Genomic DNA, 22,258 nt, shown 5'->3' on the forward strand with positions numbered 1-22,258 from the left:
GAGATCTACACCGAGGCGGGCCTGCCGGACGGCGTGTTTAACGTCCTGCCGGGCGTGGGCGCGGAGACCGGCCAGTACCTGACCGAGCATCCGGGCATCGCCAAAGTCTCCTTTACCGGCGGCGTCGCCAGCGGCAAAAAGGTGATGGCCAACTCGGCGGCCTCGTCCCTGAAAGAGGTGACGATGGAGCTGGGCGGCAAATCGCCGCTGATTATTTTCGACGACGCCGATCTGGATCTCGCGGCGGACATCGCCATGATGGCCAACTTCTTCAGCTCCGGCCAGGTGTGCACCAACGGCACCCGCGTGTTTGTTCCGGCCAAGTTCAAAGCCGCGTTTGAGCAGAAAATCGTCGAGCGTGTGGGCCGCATCCGCGCGGGCGATCTGTTCGATGAAGCTACCAACTTTGGCCCGATGGTCAGCTTCCTGCACCGCGACAGCGTGATGCGCTACATCGCCAAAGGCAAAGAGGAAGGCGCGCGCGTGCTGTGCGGCGGCGACGTGCTGAAGGGCGAAGGCTTCGATAACGGCGCGTGGGTGGCCCCGACCGTGTTCACCGACTGCACCGACGAGATGACCATCGTGCGCGAAGAGATCTTCGGCCCGGTGATGTCCATCCTCACCTATGAGTCCATTGAGGAAGCGATTCGCCGCGCCAACGACACCGACTACGGGCTGGCGGCAGGCATCGTTACGGCCGACCTGAACCGCGCCCACGGCGCCATTCATCAGCTCGAAGCGGGCATCTGCTGGATCAACACCTGGGGTGAATCCGCCGCAGAAATGCCGGTCGGCGGCTACAAGCACTCCGGCATTGGCCGCGAGAACGGCGTGATGACGCTGCAGAGCTACACCCAGGTGAAGTCCATCCAGGTTGAGATGGGTAAATTCCAGTCCATATTTTAACCGGGAGGTTTATTTGCAATTTGACTACATCATTATCGGGGCCGGCTCTGCCGGCAACGTGCTGGCTACACGACTGACTGAAGATCCGAACACCACCGTCCTGCTGCTTGAAGCGGGCGGGCCGGATTACCGCTTTGACTTCCGCACCCAGATGCCCGCCGCGCTGGCGTTCCCGCTGCAGGGCAAGCGCTACAACTGGGCGTACGAAACCGAGCCAGAACCCTTCATGAACAACCGCCGCATGGAGTGCGGACGCGGCAAAGGGCTGGGCGGCTCGTCATTGATCAACGGCATGTGCTACATCCGCGGTAACGCGATGGACCTCGACCACTGGGCGAAAGAGCCGGGCCTGGAGCACTGGAGCTACCTCAACTGCCTGCCCTACTATCGCAAGGCAGAGACCCGCGACGTGGGGCCGAACGACTACCACGGCGGCGACGGTCCGGTGAGCGTTACCACCTCGAAACCGGGCGTGAACCCGCTGTTCGAGGCGATGGTGGAGGCGGGCGTGCAGGCGGGCTACCCGCGCACCGACGATCTCAACGGCTACCAGCAGGAAGGCTTCGGCCCGATGGACCGCACGGTCACGCCGCAGGGCCGACGCGCCAGCACCGCGCGCGGCTATCTGGACCAGGCTAAAAAGCGCCCGAACCTGACCATCCGCACTCACGCCATGACCGATCATATTATTTTTGACGGCAAACGCGCGGTGGGCGTCGAGTGGCTGGAGGGCGAAAGCACCATCCCGTCCAGAGCGACGGCGAATAAAGAGGTGCTGCTGTGTGCAGGCGCGATTGCCTCCCCGCAGATCCTCCAGCGCTCCGGCGTGGGCAGCGCGGAGCTGCTGAAGCAGTTCGATATTCCCCTGGTGCACGACCTGCCCGGCGTGGGCGAAAACCTGCAGGATCACCTGGAGATGTACCTCCAGTACGAGTGCAAAGAGCCGGTCTCCCTCTACCCTGCCCTGCAGTGGTGGAACCAGCCGAAGATTGGCGCCGAGTGGCTGTTTGGCGGCACCGGCGTGGGCGCGAGCAACCACTTCGAAGCGGGCGGTTTTATCCGCAGCCGCGAAGAGTTTGAATGGCCCAACATTCAGTACCACTTCCTGCCGGTAGCGATTAACTACAACGGCTCGAACGCGGTTAAAGAGCACGGCTTCCAGTGCCACGTTGGCTCCATGCGCTCCCCGAGCCGCGGCCACGTGCGCATCAAGTCCCGCGATCCGCACCAGCATCCGGCGATCCTGTTCAACTATATGTCCCACGAGCAGGACTGGCAGGAGTTCCGCGACGCTATCCGCATCACCCGCGAGATCATGCACCAGCCCGCGCTGGACAAATATCGCGGTCGCGAAATCAGCCCGGGTATCGAATGCCAGACCGACGAGCAGCTCGACGAGTTCGTGCGCAACCACGCCGAAACCGCCTTCCACCCGTGCGGCACCTGCAAGATGGGTTACGACGAGATGGCGGTGGTCGACGGCGAAGGCCGCGTTCACGGGCTGGAAGGGCTGCGCGTGGTGGATGCGTCGATCATGCCGCAGATCATCACCGGCAACCTGAACGCCACCACTATTATGATTGGCGAGAAAATTGCCGACGCAATCTGCGGGCGCGAGCCGCTGGCGAAGAGCACGGCGGCGTATTATGTGGCGAACGGGGCGCCGGTAAGACGCTAAGCCATTTCCCCTCTCCCCGCCGGGGAGAGGGAATTCACTCCCCCGCCAAAAATTTATTTTCATTTGCCTGCATCCAGTTTCCCCCCTGCCCTCGTATGTGAGTATGTGAGCAACGCCTTTGCTCCTTAATCCGAGGATAAATGATGAAAAAGCTACTCAGTGTTGCATTCGTATCCAGCGCTTTACTCTTCTGTGCAGGCGCATCAGCGGCCATGACGTCAGGCTCCGTGATGGTGGGCGGAGCAGAAATGTTCCCGAGCAAAAACATTGTTGAAAACGCCGTGAACTCAAAAGATCACACCACGCTAGTGGCGGCGGTCAAAGCGGCCGGGCTGGTGGATACGCTACAGAGCAAAGGGCCCTTCACCGTTTTTGCGCCCACCGATGCGGCATTTGCGAAATTGCCTGCGGGTACGGTCGACAATCTGGTGAAGCCGGAAAATAAAGCGCTGCTCACCAGTATCCTGACCTATCACGTGGTTGCGGGTAATTACGATATGAAAGCGCTGGAGCAGAAAATTAAACAGGGCGGCGGCCACGCGGAGCTGAAAACCGTTAACGGTCAACCTCTGTGGATCATGAGTAACGGCCCGCACAATATTCAGCTCAAGGATGGTAAAGGTAACGTGGCGAACATCAGCACCTATGACGTCCATCAGAAAAATGGCGTGATCGATGTGATCGATACCGTCCTGATGCCTAAGTAGTTGTCTATACTTCGGAAGTGTGACGTTGCCTTCCGGGAAAAATATGGATAACGCGCTGGCTGAACAGCAGTTGAAATTAATGCAGGCGGTCGCAAACGGCGATCGCCGCGCATTTGAACAGCTTTACCGACTCACTTCACCGCATCTGTTTGCCGTCGCGCTGCGCATGCTGCGCCATCGCGCCTGGGCAGAAGAGATCCTTCACGACTGTTTTGTCACCGTCTGGAGTAAAGCCGAAACCTATAACGCCGCCCTGAGCTCTCCGATGACCTGGCTTACGCATATTGTTCGCAACCGCTGTATTGACTGGCTGCGCAGCGGGCAAACCCGGGCTGCCGCCCGCGAGGAGTCGTATTCCGAAGAGAGTCTGCTGAGCGAAAACGATGAGCAAAACAACTGGTACGATGACGCGCAGGCAGCACGACTCAGGCATTGTCTGGATCATCTGAGTCAGGAACAGCGCCAGAGCATTACGCTCGCCTACTATCAGGGCATGTCCCACAGCGACATTGCCGACTGGCTCCAGCAGCCCGTGGGCTCGGTAAAAAGCTGGATCCGCCGCGCGATGGATCATCTTCGGGAGTGCGTGGGCCTATGAATGACAGCGAAAAACGCGATGACATGCTGGCTGCGGAATATGCCCTCGGCACTCTGCGCGGAGGGGCGCGGCTTCAGTTCCAGAAGAGGTTTGCCGCTGAGCCCGGTCTGGCTGCCCGCGTGGCGTACTGGCAGGAGACGTTCAGCACGCTCGACAGTCATCTCGCGCCCGTTCACCCACCCGAGACGGTGTGGAAGAGGATCGCCCTCGATCTGCCACCGAAAAAGCCTTTGCGCCAAAGCCGGCCCTATCTCGGCTGGATGGTCGCGGCCGGCCTCGCCGCCGTTACCATCGTGACCTGGTATTCCACCCGCACGCCGGAACTCGCACCGCTGATGGTGCTCAACGATGCCCAACAGCACGGGCAATGGATCGTCAGTGCAGACAGCCGACGCCAGTATCTGAGCATCACCCCGCTCAGACCGAACGCTATTGCGGCGCAAAACAGCCTGCAGCTTTGGCTTATTCCTGCCGGGAAGGCTCCGATATCCCTTGGGCTGCTGCAAAGTGATATACCGACTGATGTTGCCCTCAGGAACAACACCCTTACCCCTGACGCGATGATAGCCATAAGCCTTGAACCTAAAGGGGGATCACCCACCGGTCAACCCACCGGCCCCGTGCTGTACAGCGGCAAGATTTAATCCTCCGGCCTTGTTCGCAGGGCCGCGAGCATCTTAATCTGCCTTCCCCCGGATTTACGCCCGCGTGATAAGAAAAGAGAGATTTTTCAATACTCAATCCTGTACATAATATTGACTGTTACATATAAGAATTAAATATTAGCACCGCAATGAATTTTATTATTTGAAACTTTATTGACACTCTCCCTGCAACTCCATTAAGTTTAAATCGAATGCTATTTAATTCGATATATACAATATATTTTTAAAAAGGGTTAAAGAATTCGTCATCATTCTTTAATCCTTCTCTGCATTTTATTTTTTTTGAATCACACAACAGTGAGATAAGATCATGAATAATAGTGCAAACAAAGTTGTTGTTATCACCGGTGCCAGCAGCGGTATTGGTGAGGCCATTGCCCTTCATCTGGCAAATAAACCTTTTTCTCTGGTGCTGGTTGCCCGTCGTCTGGAGAGAATTAACGCCCTGGTGGATCGCATTATTCAGCAGGGCGGCCAGGCGATTGCCGTGAAGGCAAACGTGACCCGACAGGAGGAGGTTCAGCGCGCGATTGACGCTGCCGTTGCCGCATACCAGCGCGTCGACGTGCTGATCAACAACGCGGGCTTTATGGCGATTGCCCCCCTCAGCGAGCTGAAAACAGACGAGTGGGACCGGATGATCGATACCAATATTAAAGGCGTGCTGTACGGTATCGCAGCGGCATTTCCGGTATTCCAGCGCCAGGGGAGCGGACACTTTATTAACGTGGCCTCCGTGGCGGGTATCAAGGTCCTTGCCCCCGGCGGCGTGGTGTACAGCGCCACGAAATTCGCCGTCCGTGCCCTGAGTGAAGGCTTACGTCAGGAAGCGGGGAAAACCGTTCGGACGACCCTTATTTCCCCCGGCGCCGTTGAAAGCGAGCTGCAGTTTGGCAGCTCTGATGCCCCGAGCAAACAGTTCCTGCATGAATTTTATAAGCAGGCTATTCCGGCAGAGTCGATTGCCAGAGCCGTATTATTTGCTATCGAACAGCCTGGCGACGTTGATGTAAATGAAATAATTGTCCGTCCTACGCAGGAAGAATTTTAGCATGAGTTAAATAACGCTGAATGAGGTGTCATTATGATTAAATCATTAACGTCCATATCAGATTTAAATATGCGATCGGGTGCCGACATTCTCCTTGAAGTGCTGGAGAGTGAAGGTGTGGAATATATTTTTGGCAACCCCGGCACCACCGAACTCCCGCTCATTGATGCCCTTCTTCGCCATGAAAATATTCACTATATTCTGGCACTCCAGGAGAGCAGCGTGGTCGCCATTGCCGACGGCTACGCGAAAGCCTCCGGCAAGACCGGTTTTATCAATTTGCATACCGCCAGCGGTCTTGGGCACGGCATGGGGAATCTCATCAATTCGCGGATTATGAAAACGCCGCTGGTTGTCACCGTCGGGCAGCAGGACACGCGGCACTACGTGCGCGACCCGCTCCTGTACGATGACATTGTCTCGATTGGATCGCCGGTGGTGAAATGGGCGCAGGAGGTCACCAGCGCCGACCAGCTTCCGGTGCTGGTGCGTCGGGCGTTTCATGCCGCCAGCTATCCTCCCGCGGGTCCGGTGCTGCTATCCCTGCCAATGAACGTGATGGAAGAGCTCAGCGACGCCGGGATACAAACGGCCTCTAAAGTGAACTACCACACCGTGGCGGGCTCGCTGGACGAACTGGCCGAAGAGTTGAGCCAGGTTACGCCCGGCAGGATCATGATTGTGGCGGGGGATGAAGTTCACTCCAGCGGCTCGACGCAGGAGATTGTCCAGCTTGCTGAAGCGCTAGGCGCCCACGTCTACGGCTCCTCCTGGCCGTTGAATTTGCCCTTCCCCACGCAGCACGCGCTCTGGCGAGGCAATATGCCCACCACCGCAAATGAAATCGCCAGCGTCGTTAATGCCTACGATGCGGTGTTTATCATCGGCGGCAGAAGCCTGATTACCATTTTGTATAGCGAGGGCGAGGCCATTCCGGAAACCTGCGCGGTGTATCAGCTCTCGGCGGATATGAACGAACTTGGCCGCACCTACGCCACCCGCCTCTCGGTGATGGGGGATATAAAACTCTCCCTGAAGGAACTGCTGCCGAAGCTTGAGCAGCGCCGGGTGGCAAGCAAATTGACGCATCAGCGGCTGCTCAAAGCGGCACGCGCTGAACGTGAAAAAGAGTGGCAACTGCAGGAAGAGCGTCTGGCAGCCGAGCGGCTGCGCCCGGCGATTTCGCCGATGGTCGCGGCCTACGAGGTGATAAAGTCCGTTCCGCCGGGCACCACGATTGTCGACGAGGCGATAGCAACGGCCAGACACGTTCGTCGGTTTATCTCCGACCAGCAGCACCCGCGCTACTACTTTATGCGCGGCGGCGGTCTGGGCTGGGGGATGCCTGCAGCAGTAGGTCACTCGCTGGGGCGTGGGCGCGAGCCGGTAGTGTGTCTGGTTGGCGACGGCGCCTCCCTGTACTCGCCGCAGGCGCTCTGGACGGCGGCGCACGAAAATCTGCCCGTCACTTTTATCGTGATGAATAACCTGGAGTACAACATCCTGAAAAACTTCATGAAAGGACAGCCGGGTTACAGTTCGACAAAGCTGGGTCGCTTTATCGGGATGGATCTGATTAACCCGCGAATTGATTTCCAGTCGCTGGGCGCCGCGATGGGTATCCGCTGCTGCCGGGTGACCCAGGCCGCGGATATCGCCACGGCGGTGACGCAGGGGCTACAGTCCGGAAAAACCAATTTGATCGAAATTGCCATTTCCGCAGATTGATCGACCGTTTCAGATGTACCCTACATAAAACACTTATAACCGAAACGCCTCAAGCCGCTTAATCTGCCGCCCTTCTCCGTCAAAATTCTCCGCCGCCAGCCAGGCGCGCAGCTCGGCGTCTCTTTGCGGCCACTCGACGTCAATGATAGAAAGCATATCGCTGTCGCGGTTGCGCCCTTTGCGCACCAGCTTCTGGCGCAGGCGTCCTTCCCAGACAAACCCCAGCCGCTCCGCCGCGCTGCGCGACGCAACGTTCATGGAATCGCACTTCCACTCGACGCGCCGGTAGCCGTGCTCAAACGCATTTTTCAGCAGCAGCCACACCGTTTCGGTGCCCATCCGGGTTCCTTTCATCCTGCGCGACCAGGTCACGTGACCAATTTCCACTGACCCCAGCAGCCGCTCGTTAGCCATATAGCTCACCAGCCCCACCGCGCGTTCGGTGCGTAAATCAATGACGGCAAACGGCACCAGCTCATCGTCCATCACCTTAGCCACGATCCAGTGGGCGGTGGCTTCCACGCTCGCTGGCTGCGTGCTGGCAAGCCACGTCCAGTCGCTGTCGTCGCCCAGCGCGTAGGCCTCATAGAGATCGGCCGCGTGACGATCGGCATCCAGCGGCTCCAGGCGGCAATACTGGCCGAACAGCGGCGTGCGGGTTAATACGCGTGCGCCTCTCCAGTCTGGAACGATATCGTTAACGGTTTGACCATGTTGATTGATTTCGGGCACGGCGGTGACTCCCTGAAAGGTAAGGAGTTTGTTATAGCAGGTTAAAAAGCGGGCGAAAAGCAGCGTATTTTAATAGCCCGAGCGCATGCGATATTCCCGGAAGATATAAGCAAAGCTGAATTTCGACTTTGCGGAATGTCAGAGTCGACCTAACGTAGCGGAGCATAAAACAATCACAATATATTCTTCTCAGGGATCGCTATGACGAAAAAACTGTTACCGTTACTGGTGCTGGCTGCGCTCTCAGGCGTTGTCCACGCCGCTACTCCGCCCAACACGCTGGTTGTTGCCCAGGGGCTGGATGACATCGTGAGCCTCGACCCGGCCGAAGCCAACGAGCTTTCCAGCATCCAGACCGTGCCGAGCCTGTATCAGCGCCTGGTACAGCCGGACCGCGATAACCCGGAAAAAATCACGCCGATTCTGGCAGAAAGCTGGGAAGCGGACGCGGCAGCAAAAACGCTGACGATCAAACTTAAGCCCGATGCCAGATTCGCCTCCGGCAACCCGCTGCGCCCGGAAGACGTGATTTTCTCTTACACCCGCGCCGTGACGCTGAACAAATCCCCGGCCTTTATTCTGAACGTGCTGGGCTGGGACGCGAGCAACATCGCCAGCCAGCTGAAAAAGGTGGACGATCATACCCTCCAGCTTCACTGGACGGCGGACGTTAGCCCGTCGGTGGCGCTGAATATTCTCTCCACGCCGATTGCCTCCATCGTCGATGAAAAGCAGGTTGCGGCAAACGTGAAGGATAACGACTTCGGCAACGCGTGGCTGAAAATGCACTCCGCGGGCAGCGGCGCGTTCAAAATGCGCGTCTATCAGCCGCATCAGGCCATCGTGCTGGAAGCTAACGAATCGGCACCCGGCGGCGCGCCGAAGCTCAAAAGCATCATCATTAAAAACGTCCCCGATCCGGCCTCACGCCGCCTGCTGATCCAGCAGGGTGATGCCGACGTGGCGCGCGATCTCGGTGCAGATCAGATAAGCGCCCTGGACGGCAAGCCGGGCGTGAAGGTGCTGAGCATTCCGTCCGCCGAGCAAAATTACCTGGTGTTTAACACCGGCAACAGCGCCAACCCGCTGCTGAACAACCCGGCGTTCTGGGAAGCCTCGCGCTGGCTGGTCGATTATGAAGGCATCACCAAAAATCTGCTGAAAGGCCAGTACTTTGTTCATCAAAGCTTCCTGCCGGTCGGCCTGCCGGGCGCGCTGGAAGACAACCCGTTTAAATTTGACCCGGCAAAAGCGAAAGCCATTCTCGCCAAAGCGGGCATTAAAGACGCGCACTTCACGCTGGACGTGGAGAACAAGCCGCCGTTTATCACCATCGCCCAGTCGATGCAGGCGAGCTTTGCTCAGGGCGGCGTGAAGGTCGATCTGCTGCCTGCCGCCGGGAGCCAGGTCTATGCCCGCGTGCGCGCAAAGCAGCATCAGGCGGCGATTCGTCTGTGGATCCCGGACTACTTCGACGCGCACTCTAACGCCAGCGCCTTCGCGTGGAACGACGGTAAATCGAGCACCGTGGCCGGGCTGAACGGCTGGAAAATCCCGGAGCTGAACAAAGCCACGCTGGCGGCGGTAGCCGAGCCGGATACGGCGAAGCGTCTGGATCTGTACAAGAAGATGCAGGAGCAGCTGCAGCAGAATTCGCCGTACGTATTTGTCGATCAGGGTAAAACCCAGATCGTGGTGCGCGATAAAGTGAAGGGGTATCAGCAGGGGCTGAACGCGGATATGGTCTGGTACGATCGCGTCACGAAGTAGCCCTTGTCCTTCTCCCTCTCCCGTGGGAGAGGGTTGGGGTGAGGGCAACATCGCGCAGCAGAGCCGCCTGTTTCCCCTCACCCCCGCCCTCTCCCAAGGGGAGAGGGGGTCGTCCGTGCATATTTTCAGGATAATGGTTTTCCCATGCCACATCTTTCCACCCGCGTGCTTCAGGGTCTGCTGACCCTGCTGCTCACGCTCTTCGGACTGCTGCTCGTCACGTTTGCGCTCTCGGCGTTTTCACCGGTCGATCGCGTGCTGCAGATCGTCGGCGATCACGCCAGCCAGTCAACCTACGATCAGGTTCGCCACCAGCTTGGGCTGGATCGTCCCCTGCCCGTGCAGTTCTGGCACTACCTGCAAAACCTTGCCCACGGTGATTTAGGCACCGCCAGCGCCACCGGGCAACCGGTGCTGCAGGACCTGCTGTACGCCTTCCCCGCCACGCTGGAGCTGGCGACCCTTGCCTTGATCATCGGTGCCGTGCTCGGCGTGAGTGCCGGGGTGCTGTGCGCCCGCTACGCCGGTTCGCCGCTCGATCTCGCCATCAGAACGCTAACCTTGCTCGGCAACTCGGTACCGATTTTCTGGCTCGGCCTGCTGATGCTGGCCCTGTTCTACGCGAAGCTGCAGTGGAGCGCGGGTCCCGGCAGGCTGGACGATATCTGGCAGTTCACCGTCGAGCCGCGCACCGGCTTTGCGCTGGTGGATACCTGGCTTTCCGGCGATCGCGAGGCGTTCCGCAACGCCCTCAGCCACCTGGTGCTGCCGGTGCTGCTGCTGGCCTATTACTCGCTGGCGAGCATCACGCGCCTGACGCGATCCGCCTGCCTGAGCGAAATGAACAAAGAGTACATCCTGCTTGCCCGCGCCAAGGGCGCCGGGGAGATGACCATTCTGCTGCGCCACGTGCTGCCGAACATTCGCGGTACCCTGCTGACGGTAATCGCCCTCGCCTACACCAGCATGCTGGAAGGCGCGGTATTAACCGAAACCGTCTTCTCCTGGCCGGGGATCGGGCGCTACCTCACCACCGCCCTGTTCGCCGGAGACACCACCGCCGTCATGGGCGGCACGCTGCTGATTGGCGTCTGCTTTGTACTCATTAATAACCTTACCGACCTGCTCGTGCGGGCGACCGATCCCAGGGTGCGCTGATGCCGTTTTATCTTTTCTTACGTCGCCTGCGCCGCTCCCCTGCTGCGTTTTGCGGGCTGGCTGCCATCACGCTGCTGGTGGTTATCGCCCTGTTCGCGCCGTGGCTGGCACCGCTTGACCCGAACTGGCAGGACGCCGCCGCGCGCCTGCAGGCACCGAATCACCAGCACTGGCTGGGCACCGACAGCTACGGGCGCGACCTGCTTTCGCGTCTGATTTACGGCACCCGTCCGGCGCTCGGGCTGGTGGCATTAGTTACCGTAATCACCCTGCCCGCCGGGCTGCTGGTGGGGATTTTGTCCGGCTACTACGGCGGCTGGCTGGAGCGCATCCTGATGCGTTTTACCGACGTGGTAATGTCGATGCCGCGTCTGATCCTCGCCTTCGCGTTTGTGGCGATGCTTGGCCCGGGGCTGGTCAACGGCGCGCTGGCGCTGGCCTTAACCACCTGGCCCGCCTACGCGCGGCAGGCGCGGAGCGAGATCCAACGTCTGCGCCACAGCGACTACCTCGCCGCCGCCGAGATGATGGGCATTCGCGGCCCGCGCCTGCTGGTCGGCCATATTCTGCCCCTGTGCCTGCCGTCCGCGATTGTGCGGCTGGCGCTGGATCTTGCGGGGATTATTCTGGCGGCCGCCGGGCTGGGCTTCCTCGGCCTTGGCGCACGTCCGCCGATGGCCGAATGGGGCGCGATGATCGCCGACGGTATGCAGGTGATTTTCGACCAGTGGTGGATAGCCGCCATTCCGGGCGGGGCGATTCTGTTTGCCAGCCTGGCCTTTAACCTGCTGGGCGACGGCCTGCGCGACGTACTGGAGCCGCAGCATGACTGAACAACGCGTCATCGTCGATGCGCTGAATATCGACTACCCCGCCGCGCGCGTGGTCAACAACCTCAGCTTCACGCTGGGCAACGAGCGGCTGGCGCTGGTGGGGGAATCCGGCTCGGGCAAATCAATGTCCGCCCGCGCCCTGATGGGGCTGGTGCGCAAACCCGGCATCGTGAGCGCGAACCGGCTTAACGTGCTCGGCAACGACCTGCTGACCCTGAGCACCCGCCGCTGGCAGGCGCTGCGCGGCAACGGGATTGCTATGGTCCTGCAGGACCCGCGCTACGCGCTGAATCCGGCGCAAAACGTCGCCGCTCAGCTCGATGAAGCGCTGACCCTACACCAGCGCCTGCCCCGCGCCGAGCGCAGGGCGCGCATTCACGACGTCATCCGCGCCGTCGGGCTCAACGAACATGTCCTCACGCGCTACCCCGGCGAACTCTCCGGGGGCATGGGCCAGCGGGTGATGATTGCGATTGCGCTGATCAACAACCCGCAGGTGCTGATTGCCGACGAACCCACCTCCGCGCTGGACGCCCGCCTGCGCAATCAGATCCTCGAGCTGCTGGTGCAGCAGAGCGAAGAGCGCCAGATGGCGATGCTGCTCATCAGCCACGATCTGCCGCTGGTGGCAGAGCACTGCGACCGCGTGCTGGTGATGTACCAGGGCGAGAAGGTCGATGAGATGGCGGCAAGCCGGCTTCCGCAGGCGACGCATCCGTACACGCGAACCCTGTGGACCTGTCGTCCAGACGCCAATACTTATGGCCAGATGCTGCCGACGCTGGACCGCACGCAGCCGTGGAAGGAGGCCGATAATGGCGCTCGTTGAGGTTAAGGATCTCCAGGTGAGATTCGGGGAGAAAACGGCGGTGTCCGCCGCCAGCTTTGACATCGAGAAAGGCGAAACCTTCAGCCTGATCGGCGAATCCGGCTGCGGGAAATCGACTATTCTGCGCGTGCTGGCGGGATTGCAGCGCGAGTGGAACGGCCGCATTTCGATCCTGGGAGACGCGCTACGGCCAGGGCGCCGTTTTGAAGGCGAGCTTCGCCGCAACGTGCAGATGGTGTTTCAGGATCCGTGGGCGTCGCTGCACCCAAACCACACCGTTGCGCGCACCCTGTCGGAGCCGTTAAACATCCACGGCGAAACGCAGATTGCGGAGAAAGTGGCGGATGCGCTGCAGCAGGTCGGGCTTTCCGCCGACGCGGGTAAACGTTACCCGCATCAGCTTTCCGGCGGGCAGCGTCAGCGCGTTGCCATAGCCCGCGCGCTGCTGCTGCGCCCGCAGCTTCTGCTGCTGGACGAGCCGACTTCGGCGCTGGATATGTCGGTGCAGGCGGAGATCCTGAACCTGCTCAACCGCCTGAAGGCCGAGCACGGCATGACCTACCTGCTGGTGAGCCACGATGCGGACGTGATTGCCCACATGTCCGACCGGGCGGCGTTTATGGCGCACGGGGAGATCCAGAGGGTATTTGACCGCGAGGCGATGTTGCGGGGCGAGCACCGGATGGGGTAAACCGCGTGGCGGCCAGTGCCGCGCGGGTTTTACAGGCCGGGTAAGCGTCGCCGCTACCCGGCAAAAAATCACTTCAGCAGCTTCACCGTGGCATCGATGTCGATCTCATCTTCGGTGAAGATCAGCGTCGTGTTCTGGAAGGTGGTGATCGCCAGCTTCTTCACCGTGCGCATTTCGCCCGGCTTTTTCTCTGATTTCGGCTTGATGCTGTTCATCAGCAGCCCCACCGACAGCACCGCGTTCTCTTTGTCGATTTTGGTATCAGCCGGCTCTTCTTCGTTAAACACCACGAAGGATTTGATCGAGGAGAGCTTCACGCGCTCGCCAGCAATAAAGAGATGTTTGCTTTCGGGGATCACCTTCACCGCATAGGCGGAAAGGCCTTTGTTGTTGGTGGTCGGCTCGAAGGTCACCGCGGCATCTTTCTTAATCAGATCGGGGTTCGCGACCTTAATCACATGAAAATAGCGGTTGTCGCCGTTTTCATCTTTGATAAATCCAAAGCCTTTATCTTTAAACCACGTTGTGATTGTACCGTTCATCGCTGTTACCGCCTGTCAGATCGTAATGACTAAAGTTTTGCAGCGCGCAGTGTAATGCACAATGACGGAGGAGACAAAAAAAAGCCCCTGCACGGGTGCAGGGGAAAACTCATGTCAGAGCTTATTAGAATTTAGTTGAACACCATCCCACCATCGATGAGCAGAGACTGGCCGGTCATGTAGTCGGAGTCCGGTCCTGCCAGGTATGAAACGCAGGCGGCAACATCTTCCGGCTCGGACAGGCGGCCAAGCGTAATACGTTTGGCAAAGGTTTCGGTCCCGTAGCCGAGCGGTTTACCCGCCGCCTCGGAGACCTGACGGTCGATTTCCGCCCACATCGGCGTTTTGACGATGCCCGGGCAGTAGGCGTTAACGGTGATCCCCAGCGGCGCGAGATCCCGTGCCGCGGTCTGGGTTAAGCCGCGCACCGCGAACTTGCTGGAACTGTAGACCGCCAGTTCCGGGTTGCCGGTGTGGCCCGCCTGGGAGCAGGCGTTGATGATCTTGCCGCCGTGCCCCTCTTTGCGGAAGGCGTCAATCGCGGCCTGGATCCCCCAGATCACACCTTTCACGTTGATGTTGTAAACCTTGTCGACAATGTCCGGCGTGATGGATTCGATGGGGGTAGACGGCGCAATCCCGGCGTTATTCACGATAACGTTAAAGCCGCCCAGCGCGGTGCGCGCTTTCTCCACCGCCGCAAATACCTGTTCGCGGTCAGAGACATCGACCTTCACGGCGACGGCGTTGCCGCCGTTACGGATGATTTCATCGGCGACGGCTCTTGCCGTCTCAACGTTATAGTCGGCGATGGCGACGGCAAAACCGTCTTTCACCAGGCGAAGCGCGATCGCTTTACCAATCCCCTGGCCTGAGCCTGTTACGAGAGCAACTTTTTGCATTTCTCTGTCCTTATCGTGAGTCACAAAATCTGGCTGAGATGGAGCTGGCCCATCAGCAGCGGGTTATCGCTGTAGTCGACGGGAATGGCCACCACGGCCGGGCCATCCACATCCATCGCCGCTCGCAGCGTCGGCTCAAGCGCCTCGGCACTCTCCACGGCAAAGCCTTTCGCACCGAAGGCGTCGGCATAGACTTTGAAATCGACCGGGCCGAACTCGACGCCGGAAAGACGCTGGTATTTTTTCTCTTCCTGAATGGCAACCATGTTGTAGCCGTTATCCACCCAGATGATGTGCAGCACGTTAGCGTTGAGGCGCACCGCGGTTTCCAGCTCCATGCTTGACTGCAGGAAGCCGCCGTCGCCGGAGACTGAAACCACCTTGCGGCCCGGGTTTACCAGCCACGCACCAATCGCCCACGGCAGAGCAACGCCCATGGTCTGCTGACCGTTGGAGATCATCACCTGACGCGCCCGGAAGCTATAGAGGTAGCGGGCGATCCAGATGTGGAAGCTGCCCATGTCGACGGTGAGCGTCACGTCGTTATTCACAATGTCCTGCATGGCGCGCACGATGCGCAGCGGGTGCAGGGCAAACTGGTTGAGCGAGGCGCCGCGGCGGTCGAGGAGATCGCGCTGATGCTGGCGATCGACCAGAATTTCGGAGGCCCGCTGGCTCAGCTCAAGCTTACGATCGATACGGTTAGCGAGCAGGTTCAGCGTTTCGGCGATGTCCCCCACCAGCTCCAGATCCGGCACGTAGTTACGCTCTTCATAGGCGGGCAGCACGTCAATGTGCACCAGCGTCGCGTCGCCGCTGTTCCACATGGACGGCTCGTACTCCACCGGGCTGTAGCCGATGCAGATAATCAGGTCCGCCAGATGCAGCAGCCGGTCGCCCGCCTGGTTATTGAACAGGCCGACGCGGCCGGCGAAGCGGGTGAAGTGTTCCTGGTTTACCGCCCCGGCGGCCTGATAGGTGCTGGTCACCGGAATGCGGCTTTTCTCCAGCAGCTTGCGCAGCGCGGCGCTGTTCGCGGGCTGGCTGGCCATCAGGCCGAGCAAGATGACTGGGTTTTTGGCGTTTTCGATAAGCTTCGCCACGTCGTTAATCGCCGACTCCGGTGCCGGGCCCATCAGCGCCGGGCCGCTGGCGGGTAAAATGGCCCCCGTCGCGGGCTGGTCGACGATATCCTGCGGCAGGCTGACGAACGCGCCCCCCGGCCTACCGTGCTCGGCGGCGCGAAACGCGTTGGAAACCACCTCGGCAATCGCGTCCGGTGAACTGACCTCCACGGCGTATTTGGTGACCGGGCTGAACATGGCGACGGTGTCCATGCTCTGGTGTACCAGCTTGGCTTTATCCGCCCGCTTCACCGCCCCGCCCAGCGCCACCACCGGGTCGCCTTCGCTGTTGGCGGTGGCGATGCCGGTGATCAGGTTAGAACAGCCCGGCCCGGAGGTGACCAGCGCTACCCCGGCCTTGCCGGTCAGACGCCCTACCGCCGCCGCCATAAACGCCGCGTTCGCTTCGTGGCGCACCGGAATAATCTCGATGGAGGAGTCCAGCAGGGAGTCAAAGACCTTGTCGATTTTCGCACCCGGGATCCCAAACACCTGCTTCACGCCCTGCGCTTCCAGCTGGCCGACAACCATATCGGCGCCGTGCGCCCACTGACGTGACTGTTTCTCACTGTTCACGGTAGTTCTCCTGTTAGTTTTCGACGGAACGGATCGCTGCATCAAGATTGCTGGGGTGAAGGTTGGCCTGTAAGAACGCGCTGTCGGCGGGCAGGTCAATCATCAGCTTGTGAATTTCGCCGAAGGTGAGTACGCCGCTCTCCAGCTGGTAGTCGAGCAGGTGACCCCCGCCCTGACGGTCGTCGGTGATGAAATGCTCGTGATAGCCGGCCACGTTAATGCCCTGCATGTGCTGCGGCGTGCGGAACCCGACCAGCACCCCTTCGCGCTGGTTAAAGCGGAACACCGGCTGGTCGTCCAGCACGTCGGTCATCGCGCGGTACGGCGGCTTCTGGCGCGGTACGGTGCGGGTGTGGGCGTGGCGGAAGTTGCCGTCGATGCGCAGCGCGCAGAACAGGTTATCGGAGGGGATCTGCTGGTCGATGACGTCGTGGATCTGCTGACGGCTGACCGGCGCATCGAAGGTTTTACGGTACTGCGGCTGGAACCAGGTCATCACCGCGAACGGCGTTTTCTGCTCCGGCTTCGCGGCGCGGGCGCTGCCGTCGGCGCGCAGCTGGTACACCTGGCTGCTGAAGGCAATCATTTCACCGTCCAGCTCGTTGAAGGTGCCCAGACCAAAATCACCGTGTGCCAGCAGATCGGCGATGGTGGTCTCTCCTTCGTACACGCCGCTTAGCAGGGCGCTCATTAGCGATGTCTGGTAGATCACGCTGTCAGGATGCTGGGCGGAGAACCCGCGCAGGGTCTCGCACAGGCTTGCCTCACAGTCGCAGGCAGATGAATGCATCATCGTGCTCGTCCTCTTCAACTTTATTTAGAAAGGTTAAATAAATGTTGACCCGATTCAGCAGAGAGTTCCAATATAGAAACCATGCTGGTTTGAGACGTTTTAGATATGGAACTTCGTTATCTGCGGTATTTTGTCGCGGTTGCACGCGAGCGACACTTCACCAGGGCGGCCGAAGCGCTGGGTATTTCACAGCCTCCTCTGAGTCAGCAGATCAAACGGCTTGAAGAGGAAGTCGGCACGCCGCTGTTCAGACGCCTGACGCGGGGCGTGGAGCTGACCGAGGCGGGAGAAGCCTTCTACGAGGACGCCTGCAAAATTCTGGCGCTGAGCGATGCCGCGCTGGAAAAAGCCCGCGGCATCGCGCGCGGGCTGAACGGCAACCTGTCGATTGGCATTACCAGCTCCGACGCTTTTCATCCCAAAATTTTCGCGCTGATCCGCCAGTTTCAGGTGCAGAACATGGCGGTGCAGGTTCATCAGGTGGAAGCCAATATGTCGTCGCTGACGACGATGCTGGCGGAGGGTGAACTGGATATCGCCTTCGTGCGCCTGCCCTGCGAGAGCAGCAAGATGTTCGAAATAAAAATCCTCGACCGGGAGCCGATGGTGGTGGCGCTGCATCGCGAACATCCGCTGGCGGCGTGCGATTCGCTGGCGCTAGAGCAGCTTCGGGATACGCCGGTGGTGCTGTTCCCGCAGGAGGTCGCGCCGGGGCTGTACGAACGGGTTCACGGCTGCTGCGAGCGGGCCGGGATTGACGTGCAGCACGCGCTGCAGTCGTCGCAGCTGTCCTCCTCCCTGAGCATGGTTTCCGCGGGGGGCGGCTTCGCGCTGGTGCCCAAATCCATGGCGGCCATTTCACCGCCGAATGTCACCTATCACGCGCTGAGTTCGCCGGAGCTCTATACCGATATCGCGCTCTGCTGGCGACGCTTTGAACGCTCGCGGACGGTGAAGCGGTTTTTGACGATGATGAGCGAGGGGTGACGGCGCAGCGCTGCTGGTTTGTTGGCCGGATAAGGCGTTGCCGCCACCCGGCAATGCCCTTCTGGAAGCCGCCTCGCAAACTTTCAAGCAACCTTATGTAATTCAGGGTTATCCCTTTCCTTCCCTTTTTCGCCGCCGTAAAGTGCCTGCGTTGCTGCACATCCGTAACCGGGCGTAGGAACCCGTTAGCATAACATGACGTTTTTTTAGACAAAGAGGATGCTAAATGGCGACTACTCCTGGATTTTCTTACGCGCTCTCTGAGGAAAGCGCAGTTCATCACCTCATCAACACTTCAATTTCCGATTCTGCGGATCTCTTCGAACTGGCCGATGCCTGCACTGCGTATGTCAGCGTGCTGGTAGAAACTGACGACGCGGTGACATTTGCCACGCTCTGTAAGAGATTGCTGGCTGCGCTGAAGCGGCTGCGGGAATGCTGTAATGCCGAACTGCCTCCGCATCTGGTTGAACAACTGATTGCGGGGGAAAAGATTGCCTCCTGCGTGCCGGATTGTTGGCAGGAGACGACGCTGCAGGTGGACTATGCCGTGGCGTTAACGCTGGCGGTGATGGGCGGGACGTTGCCTGCGAGCGTGGCGAAAGAACTCACCGGGCTGCTGCATGATATGGTCTGGCTGTTGGCGGAGTTTGTGAAGGAGCCGTATATCACGGCGCACTGAGTTAAGTAGCAGGAGGCCGGAATGCTGATGAGTAAGAAGTAAGATTTCGGTCTTATGCAAAGAACAACGTTGCTTGATGAATGTCCGTTAAGAGCGAGTAGCGGAAGCTCGCAATTGTTATTAGCGCGTAGGATGCATTACTAACGTTGCTATGTGTTAACGAACGGGGAGCGGGTCAAGCTAATCGTAAATGCAGGTCGAACCGATTTCAAATGCAGGTCACTACATTTATGCTTACGGCAATTGTTGACAGAAATAAGTTGGCAAGGTCGATCTCGAAGGGGTGGACTGGAAAAAAAGCTGGTTGAGGTGGATTAAAATGGCTATGGAAGTTCACGGGTTTATTATTTCGTCTCCGTTCGTGTTCGTCTGCGATGGTAAGGTTTATCGCAGCCAATCGGGGAAAAACTGGACGGTCATATTTAGCCGTTACGGTACGCAAGCCTGGGGGAATGATACCTATGCTTCCCAGCGCGTTGACCGTGCTTGCCCGCCAAATCGTAACGAAGAAGTTCGTTTGGCTTTCCGTGGCGCAGTTATGCGCCACTTCAAGCTGAACTACACCCAAATTGAGGCATTCTTCCAGCGTCAGATCGACGAGGACAAGCAAATCCTGGTCGAAGGAAATTCGGTTAAACGCCATGTGGGTGGCCGCAGCAGCTACAGCACAGGCAGTAGCAGCACGACGTTATCTGCTCCCGCGCCCGCTCCAGTCAAAAAGGAATCCCCCCATCCAGCGCTTAAACATGGTTGTCCAGCAAGTCGTTTGGAAGAATTCCTAGCCTGGGAAAAAGCGCACCTTGGGATTTTGAATCGTGTCAAAATGCCCCAGCGCGTTGCCATGTTCCTGGGAACCTGGGAAGAACCGAATGCGGTCAAACCTGAACCCGTGGTGGCCGAAGAACCCCAGGCTGAAGAACCTCGAGCCGAACGGTCGCTGGCTGAAGAACGCGAACATAAAGAAGATGTACCCTTCTATGGCCGTCGCCGTCGTGATCAGGGGAAATTCCGTGAAGATGTGATGCTTAACTGCGGTGGCCGTTGCGTCTACACGAATGCCATTGCGGTACGCTGCGAAGCCGCACACCTTAAAGCCCACGCTCGCAAAGGTGGCGCGAGCTTTAAAAACGGTCTGCTGCTGCGCGCTGATATCCACAAGCTCTTTGACGCGGGACTATGTGCCATCGATCCGCACACGCTTAAACTCTGGTTCGCGCCAGACCTGGTAAAAAAAGACGCAGATCTCGCGGCCATTGATGGGATAACGATGCGCAAAACGCTGCTCCCTATCAACAAAGACAACATCGAAGACCGCTGGGATGCCTTCGTTAAGATCTTGCTGGCATGATTAACTGGTCACAAATGTCCGCTTCTGGCACAAAGCGGACAAATCATTCACAGTCACCTCATACAGTGTTCGCACTCATTAAATGAGTGCCGTCATCACGAGCATATGAAAACTGCACTTCACAAATGTTTCCACATTGTCTACCCACCAATCACACCTATAATGTTTCCAGCCCGGAAACAAGGGGTAAGGATGCACGTAGTCTTAAGAGCGTCTTTCAATGCGGCAACCAGAGAATTTCCTAATCAAGCATTCGCGTGAACGAATCTCCGGAGCTTCATATACGTGCGCTGGCGAAGCGTTTTAATTTGCCGGTGAGTGCGTTTGTGGGGAAGTGATCGAGAGCAGGCGCTTTGTACCCAATCCGCGATAATGAGTCGTTTACATACAAGAACAAAGAGCTGTTTATGAAAACAATTGAAGAACTACGAAACGAGCTTCTAAGAATAGGTGAGCTATTAGGCGGAGGGACAAGGCCAAACCATTACTTCTTTATCCCTGACCAACCCGATGGGGTTGCAACTCCCTATCTTGAAATTCATGGCAAAGAATATCATTTTATCGTCAGTGAAAGAGGCCTTGAGATACAGCGAAAAGTAACGCTCAGTGACGATGAAATTCTGTATTGGTTTGTGGAGAGTGCCGTGGCGGGGATGGCCTCAACCTATGCAGCAAGCCATTCATCTGAACGAGAATTTAGAGAGGTTTACTTCAGAAGGCAATACAGTTTAATGCTCTCTATCAAACCTGAATGGGCAACAAGAAAGCGCAAAGAAATCGCTGAGCTTCTCCATTCGTGAATAAGCGAACGTTATTAACCCAACCGGCTCGTTACATTTACTTCCCTGTTGCCCTCTCTTTTCCTGGTAATTGCCTGCGACACACCATCTGTTACTCTGGCTGGACGCAAGGGAAGACAAGGAAGAGAGATGCTAAACCCTGGATTCGTTACCCGCAAAGCTCTTGCTCAGTGGCAGGATGTTCCCGCTTTTCTCCCCCAGTTCCAGTTTCATGAAAAACACCTAACGGTCATTCACACTAGCCGTCCTGAAAATATTCTGCCAATGATTGCCAGCTTTGACATCCGGCAAGATGCCGTGATTCGGCGGTTAATGTCATTGCGTCAAATACCGCAAAAATTTCTGCGCAACCAGAAGCCACAGTCGATCGGCAACTTTGGTTTGCACAGTTTTACCCTTTTGAAAAATTCAGCATCAGAAATCTGTTACGGCTTAAGAGGACAATTCTGGCGTTCGGATTTCGGTCTGGAAAACGTGCCGGATGCCATTGCTTTTCAGACCCCAGCCGCGCCGGGCAGCGCGAAACTGTTGTTGCGCTACAAGGTAACGGAGCTGGTGCCAGGCAAGTATGAGCTCTTTACGGAAACATTCATCTTTTGTCCTGACAGACGCACTCGGCTAAAAATGTCGGCTTACTGGCTGATAATACGGGCGGGTAGCGGCTGGATCCGTAAAAGGATGCTGAAGGCTGTTAAATCGAATATTGAAGGACGGGAGTCATAAGATGCTGGCTTATATCACAGTAGGTACAAACGACTTTCAGCGCTCCGTGAATTTTTATGACGCAGTTTTTAACGTTCTCGGCTACTCGCGTCTGCAGGCCTGGACTGAAAGCTGGGCAATGTGGGGAGATGAAAATAATCCCGGCGAGGGGTTCAGCTTCTGTATTTGTCCTCCTTTTGACCAGCAGCCCGCTACGGCGGGAAACGGGACAATGTTCGCATTCAGTGCAGATAACGCGGATCTTGTCAGACGGTTCCATGCAGCTGGCCTCCTTGCGGGAGGAACGGATGAAGGCGAGCCTGGGACGCGAAGCGCGTACGGCCCCGACTTTTATGTTGCCTATCTGCGCGATCCTGACGGGCATAAACTCGCATGCGTTTATCAGCATTACTCTCCTGAAGCCGATAATTTTGTAGGCGAGGAATAGTCGCTTCA

General features: G+C 58.3%; 23 protein-coding genes. 18 read left to right on the forward strand and 5 right to left on the reverse strand.

Translation table 11 applies throughout. From position 1 onward, the window contains the following. The 7 genes from INF68_RS09810 to INF68_RS09840 form a co-directional block, all read left to right on the forward strand. Nucleotides 1-906: aldehyde dehydrogenase family protein (locus INF68_RS09810; RefSeq protein ID WP_193525313.1), on the forward strand; the 906-nt coding region annotated here is incomplete at its 5' end. A 13-nt stretch (nt 907-919) separates the two neighbouring features. Next, nucleotides 920-2,584, forward strand: coding sequence for a choline dehydrogenase (betA, locus tag INF68_RS09815; RefSeq protein WP_126785982.1), 1,665 nt, complete (start codon nt 920-922; stop codon nt 2,582-2,584). Nucleotides 2,585-2,727: 143 nt separating this feature from the next. Then, on the forward strand, nt 2,728-3,291 hold the full coding sequence (locus INF68_RS09820) for a fasciclin domain-containing protein (RefSeq protein WP_023334833.1): 564 nt from the start codon (nt 2,728-2,730) through the stop codon (nt 3,289-3,291). A gap of 43 nt (nt 3,292-3,334) precedes the next feature. Further along, nucleotides 3,335-3,889 (forward strand): RNA polymerase sigma factor, encoded by a 555-nt coding sequence (locus INF68_RS09825; protein ID WP_047061309.1) that lies wholly within the window; start codon nt 3,335-3,337, stop codon nt 3,887-3,889. After that, a complete protein-coding gene (locus INF68_RS09830) occupies nt 3,886-4,533 on the forward strand; it encodes an anti-sigma factor domain-containing protein (RefSeq protein WP_126785983.1) in 648 nt (215 codons plus the stop codon). The genes INF68_RS09825 and INF68_RS09830 overlap by 4 nt, the downstream gene beginning before the upstream one ends. Nucleotides 4,534-4,864: 331 nt before the next feature. After that, nucleotides 4,865-5,605: an SDR family oxidoreductase gene (locus tag INF68_RS09835; RefSeq protein ID WP_094934424.1), complete on the forward strand. Its 741-nt coding sequence runs from the start codon at nt 4,865-4,867 to the stop codon at nt 5,603-5,605. A 33-nt stretch (nt 5,606-5,638) separates the two neighbouring features. Further along, entirely contained in the window at nt 5,639-7,333 is a 1,695-nt protein-coding gene (locus INF68_RS09840; protein ID WP_126785984.1) for a thiamine pyrophosphate-binding protein, read from the forward strand. A 33-nt stretch (nt 7,334-7,366) separates the two neighbouring features. On the opposite strand, the gene INF68_RS09845 is transcribed toward INF68_RS09840, so the two are convergent. Next, complete coding sequence (locus INF68_RS09845; RefSeq protein WP_109844946.1) at nt 7,367-8,065, reverse strand: GNAT family N-acetyltransferase; 699 nt, start codon at nt 8,063-8,065, stop codon at nt 7,367-7,369. Nucleotides 8,066-8,266: 201 nt separating this feature from the next. Between INF68_RS09845 and INF68_RS09850 the strand changes: the two genes are divergently transcribed. The 5 genes from INF68_RS09850 (at nt 8,267) to INF68_RS09870 (ending at nt 13,346) form a co-directional block, all read left to right on the forward strand. Beyond that, the gene (locus tag INF68_RS09850; protein ID WP_126785985.1) at nt 8,267-9,835 is read left to right on the forward strand and encodes an ABC transporter substrate-binding protein; all 1,569 of its coding nucleotides are present in this window, start codon (nt 8,267-8,269) and stop codon (nt 9,833-9,835) included. Between the two features lie 144 nt (nt 9,836-9,979). Further along, nucleotides 9,980-10,993 carry an ABC transporter permease gene (locus tag INF68_RS09855; RefSeq protein WP_126785986.1) on the forward strand — a complete coding sequence of 338 codons (1,014 nt, stop codon included), beginning with the start codon at nt 9,980-9,982 and terminating at the stop codon, nt 10,991-10,993. Continuing rightward, nucleotides 10,993-11,826 (forward strand): ABC transporter permease, encoded by an 834-nt coding sequence (locus tag INF68_RS09860; protein WP_126785987.1) that lies wholly within the window; start codon nt 10,993-10,995, stop codon nt 11,824-11,826. The genes INF68_RS09855 and INF68_RS09860 overlap by 1 nt, the downstream gene beginning before the upstream one ends. Next, on the forward strand, nt 11,819-12,655 hold the full coding sequence (locus INF68_RS09865) for an ABC transporter ATP-binding protein (RefSeq protein ID WP_126785988.1): 837 nt from the start codon (nt 11,819-11,821) through the stop codon (nt 12,653-12,655). Before INF68_RS09860 ends, INF68_RS09865 begins: the two co-directional genes overlap by 8 nt. Beyond that, entirely contained in the window at nt 12,642-13,346 is a 705-nt protein-coding gene (locus INF68_RS09870) for an ABC transporter ATP-binding protein (RefSeq protein ID WP_126785989.1), read from the forward strand. Before INF68_RS09865 ends, INF68_RS09870 begins: the two co-directional genes overlap by 14 nt. A 68-nt stretch (nt 13,347-13,414) precedes the next feature. Here the strand turns inward: INF68_RS09870 and INF68_RS09875 are convergent, their stop codons facing one another. From INF68_RS09875 to budA, 4 genes are all read right to left on the reverse strand, one after another. Further along, on the reverse strand, nt 13,415-13,888 hold the full coding sequence (locus tag INF68_RS09875) for a cold-shock protein (RefSeq protein ID WP_023310683.1): 474 nt from the start codon (nt 13,886-13,888) through the stop codon (nt 13,415-13,417). 131 nt (nt 13,889-14,019) lie between these two features. Continuing rightward, nucleotides 14,020-14,790 (reverse strand): (S)-acetoin forming diacetyl reductase, encoded by a 771-nt coding sequence (locus tag INF68_RS09880; RefSeq protein ID WP_024906954.1) that lies wholly within the window; start codon nt 14,788-14,790, stop codon nt 14,020-14,022. Between the two features lie 20 nt (nt 14,791-14,810). After that, the gene (gene alsS / locus INF68_RS09885) at nt 14,811-16,490 is read right to left on the reverse strand and encodes an acetolactate synthase AlsS (RefSeq protein ID WP_023310681.1); all 1,680 of its coding nucleotides are present in this window, start codon (nt 16,488-16,490) and stop codon (nt 14,811-14,813) included. A 13-nt stretch (nt 16,491-16,503) separates the two neighbouring features. After that, a complete protein-coding gene (gene budA / locus INF68_RS09890; RefSeq protein WP_023310680.1) occupies nt 16,504-17,283 on the reverse strand; it encodes an acetolactate decarboxylase in 780 nt (259 codons plus the stop codon). A 105-nt stretch (nt 17,284-17,388) separates the two neighbouring features. On the opposite strand from budA, the gene INF68_RS09895 reads away from it, so the two are divergent. The 6 genes from INF68_RS09895 to INF68_RS09920 all read left to right on the forward strand — a co-directional run bounded on the left by INF68_RS09895 (nt 17,389) and on the right by INF68_RS09920 (nt 22,250). Further along, nucleotides 17,389-18,270 (forward strand): LysR family transcriptional regulator, encoded by an 882-nt coding sequence (locus tag INF68_RS09895; RefSeq protein ID WP_126785990.1) that lies wholly within the window; start codon nt 17,389-17,391, stop codon nt 18,268-18,270. 226 nt (nt 18,271-18,496) lie between these two features. Further along, the gene (locus tag INF68_RS09900) at nt 18,497-18,952 is read left to right on the forward strand and encodes a hypothetical protein (protein ID WP_126785991.1); all 456 of its coding nucleotides are present in this window, start codon (nt 18,497-18,499) and stop codon (nt 18,950-18,952) included. Between the two features lie 319 nt (nt 18,953-19,271). After that, nucleotides 19,272-20,300 carry an HNH endonuclease signature motif containing protein gene (locus INF68_RS23225; RefSeq protein WP_224397248.1) on the forward strand — a complete coding sequence of 343 codons (1,029 nt, stop codon included), beginning with the start codon at nt 19,272-19,274 and terminating at the stop codon, nt 20,298-20,300. A gap of 407 nt (nt 20,301-20,707) precedes the next feature. Next, nucleotides 20,708-21,100 carry an Imm63 family immunity protein gene (locus tag INF68_RS09910; RefSeq protein WP_126785992.1) on the forward strand — a complete coding sequence of 131 codons (393 nt, stop codon included), beginning with the start codon at nt 20,708-20,710 and terminating at the stop codon, nt 21,098-21,100. 129 nt (nt 21,101-21,229) lie between these two features. Continuing rightward, the gene (locus tag INF68_RS09915; RefSeq protein WP_193525314.1) at nt 21,230-21,823 is read left to right on the forward strand and encodes a hypothetical protein; all 594 of its coding nucleotides are present in this window, start codon (nt 21,230-21,232) and stop codon (nt 21,821-21,823) included. A 1-nt stretch (nt 21,824) separates the two neighbouring features. Beyond that, nucleotides 21,825-22,250, forward strand: a complete 426-nt coding sequence (locus INF68_RS09920) for a VOC family protein (RefSeq protein WP_126785994.1) — start codon at nt 21,825-21,827, stop codon at nt 22,248-22,250. Nucleotides 22,251-22,258: the final 8 nt, after the last annotated feature.

It is taken from the genome of Enterobacter cloacae complex sp. P16RS2 (assembly GCF_014982155.1).
GTDB classification, from domain to species: Bacteria; Pseudomonadota; Gammaproteobacteria; order Enterobacterales; family Enterobacteriaceae; genus Enterobacter; species Enterobacter cloacae_M.

Bases quoted from the DNA above. Each gene is read 5' to 3' on its own strand.
- INF68_RS09835 (WP_094934424.1), top strand. From the start codon at position 4,865: ATGAATAATAGTGCAAACAAAGTTGTTGTTATCACCGGTGCCAGCAGC.
- budA (WP_023310680.1), bottom strand. From the start codon at position 17,283: ATGATGCATTCATCTGCCTGCGACTGTGAGGCAAGCCTGTGCGAGACC.
- INF68_RS23225 (WP_224397248.1), top strand. From the start codon at position 19,272: ATGGCTATGGAAGTTCACGGGTTTATTATTTCGTCTCCGTTCGTGTTC.
- INF68_RS09840 (WP_126785984.1), top strand. From the start codon at position 5,639: ATGATTAAATCATTAACGTCCATATCAGATTTAAATATGCGATCGGGT.
- INF68_RS09895 (WP_126785990.1), top strand. From the start codon at position 17,389: ATGGAACTTCGTTATCTGCGGTATTTTGTCGCGGTTGCACGCGAGCGA.
- INF68_RS09910 (WP_126785992.1), top strand. From the start codon at position 20,708: ATGAAAACAATTGAAGAACTACGAAACGAGCTTCTAAGAATAGGTGAG.
- INF68_RS09820 (WP_023334833.1), top strand. From the start codon at position 2,728: ATGAAAAAGCTACTCAGTGTTGCATTCGTATCCAGCGCTTTACTCTTC.
- INF68_RS09870 (WP_126785989.1), top strand. From the start codon at position 12,642: ATGGCGCTCGTTGAGGTTAAGGATCTCCAGGTGAGATTCGGGGAGAAA.
- INF68_RS09860 (WP_126785987.1), top strand. From the start codon at position 10,993: ATGCCGTTTTATCTTTTCTTACGTCGCCTGCGCCGCTCCCCTGCTGCG.
- INF68_RS09900 (WP_126785991.1), top strand. From the start codon at position 18,497: ATGGCGACTACTCCTGGATTTTCTTACGCGCTCTCTGAGGAAAGCGCA.
- INF68_RS09865 (WP_126785988.1), top strand. From the start codon at position 11,819: ATGACTGAACAACGCGTCATCGTCGATGCGCTGAATATCGACTACCCC.
- INF68_RS09875 (WP_023310683.1), bottom strand. From the start codon at position 13,888: ATGAACGGTACAATCACAACGTGGTTTAAAGATAAAGGCTTTGGATTT.
- INF68_RS09880 (WP_024906954.1), bottom strand. From the start codon at position 14,790: ATGCAAAAAGTTGCTCTCGTAACAGGCTCAGGCCAGGGGATTGGTAAA.
- INF68_RS09825 (WP_047061309.1), top strand. From the start codon at position 3,335: ATGGATAACGCGCTGGCTGAACAGCAGTTGAAATTAATGCAGGCGGTC.
- INF68_RS09915 (WP_193525314.1), top strand. From the start codon at position 21,230: ATGCTAAACCCTGGATTCGTTACCCGCAAAGCTCTTGCTCAGTGGCAG.
- INF68_RS09855 (WP_126785986.1), top strand. From the start codon at position 9,980: ATGCCACATCTTTCCACCCGCGTGCTTCAGGGTCTGCTGACCCTGCTG.
- INF68_RS09830 (WP_126785983.1), top strand. From the start codon at position 3,886: ATGAATGACAGCGAAAAACGCGATGACATGCTGGCTGCGGAATATGCC.
- INF68_RS09920 (WP_126785994.1), top strand. From the start codon at position 21,825: ATGCTGGCTTATATCACAGTAGGTACAAACGACTTTCAGCGCTCCGTG.
- INF68_RS09850 (WP_126785985.1), top strand. From the start codon at position 8,267: ATGACGAAAAAACTGTTACCGTTACTGGTGCTGGCTGCGCTCTCAGGC.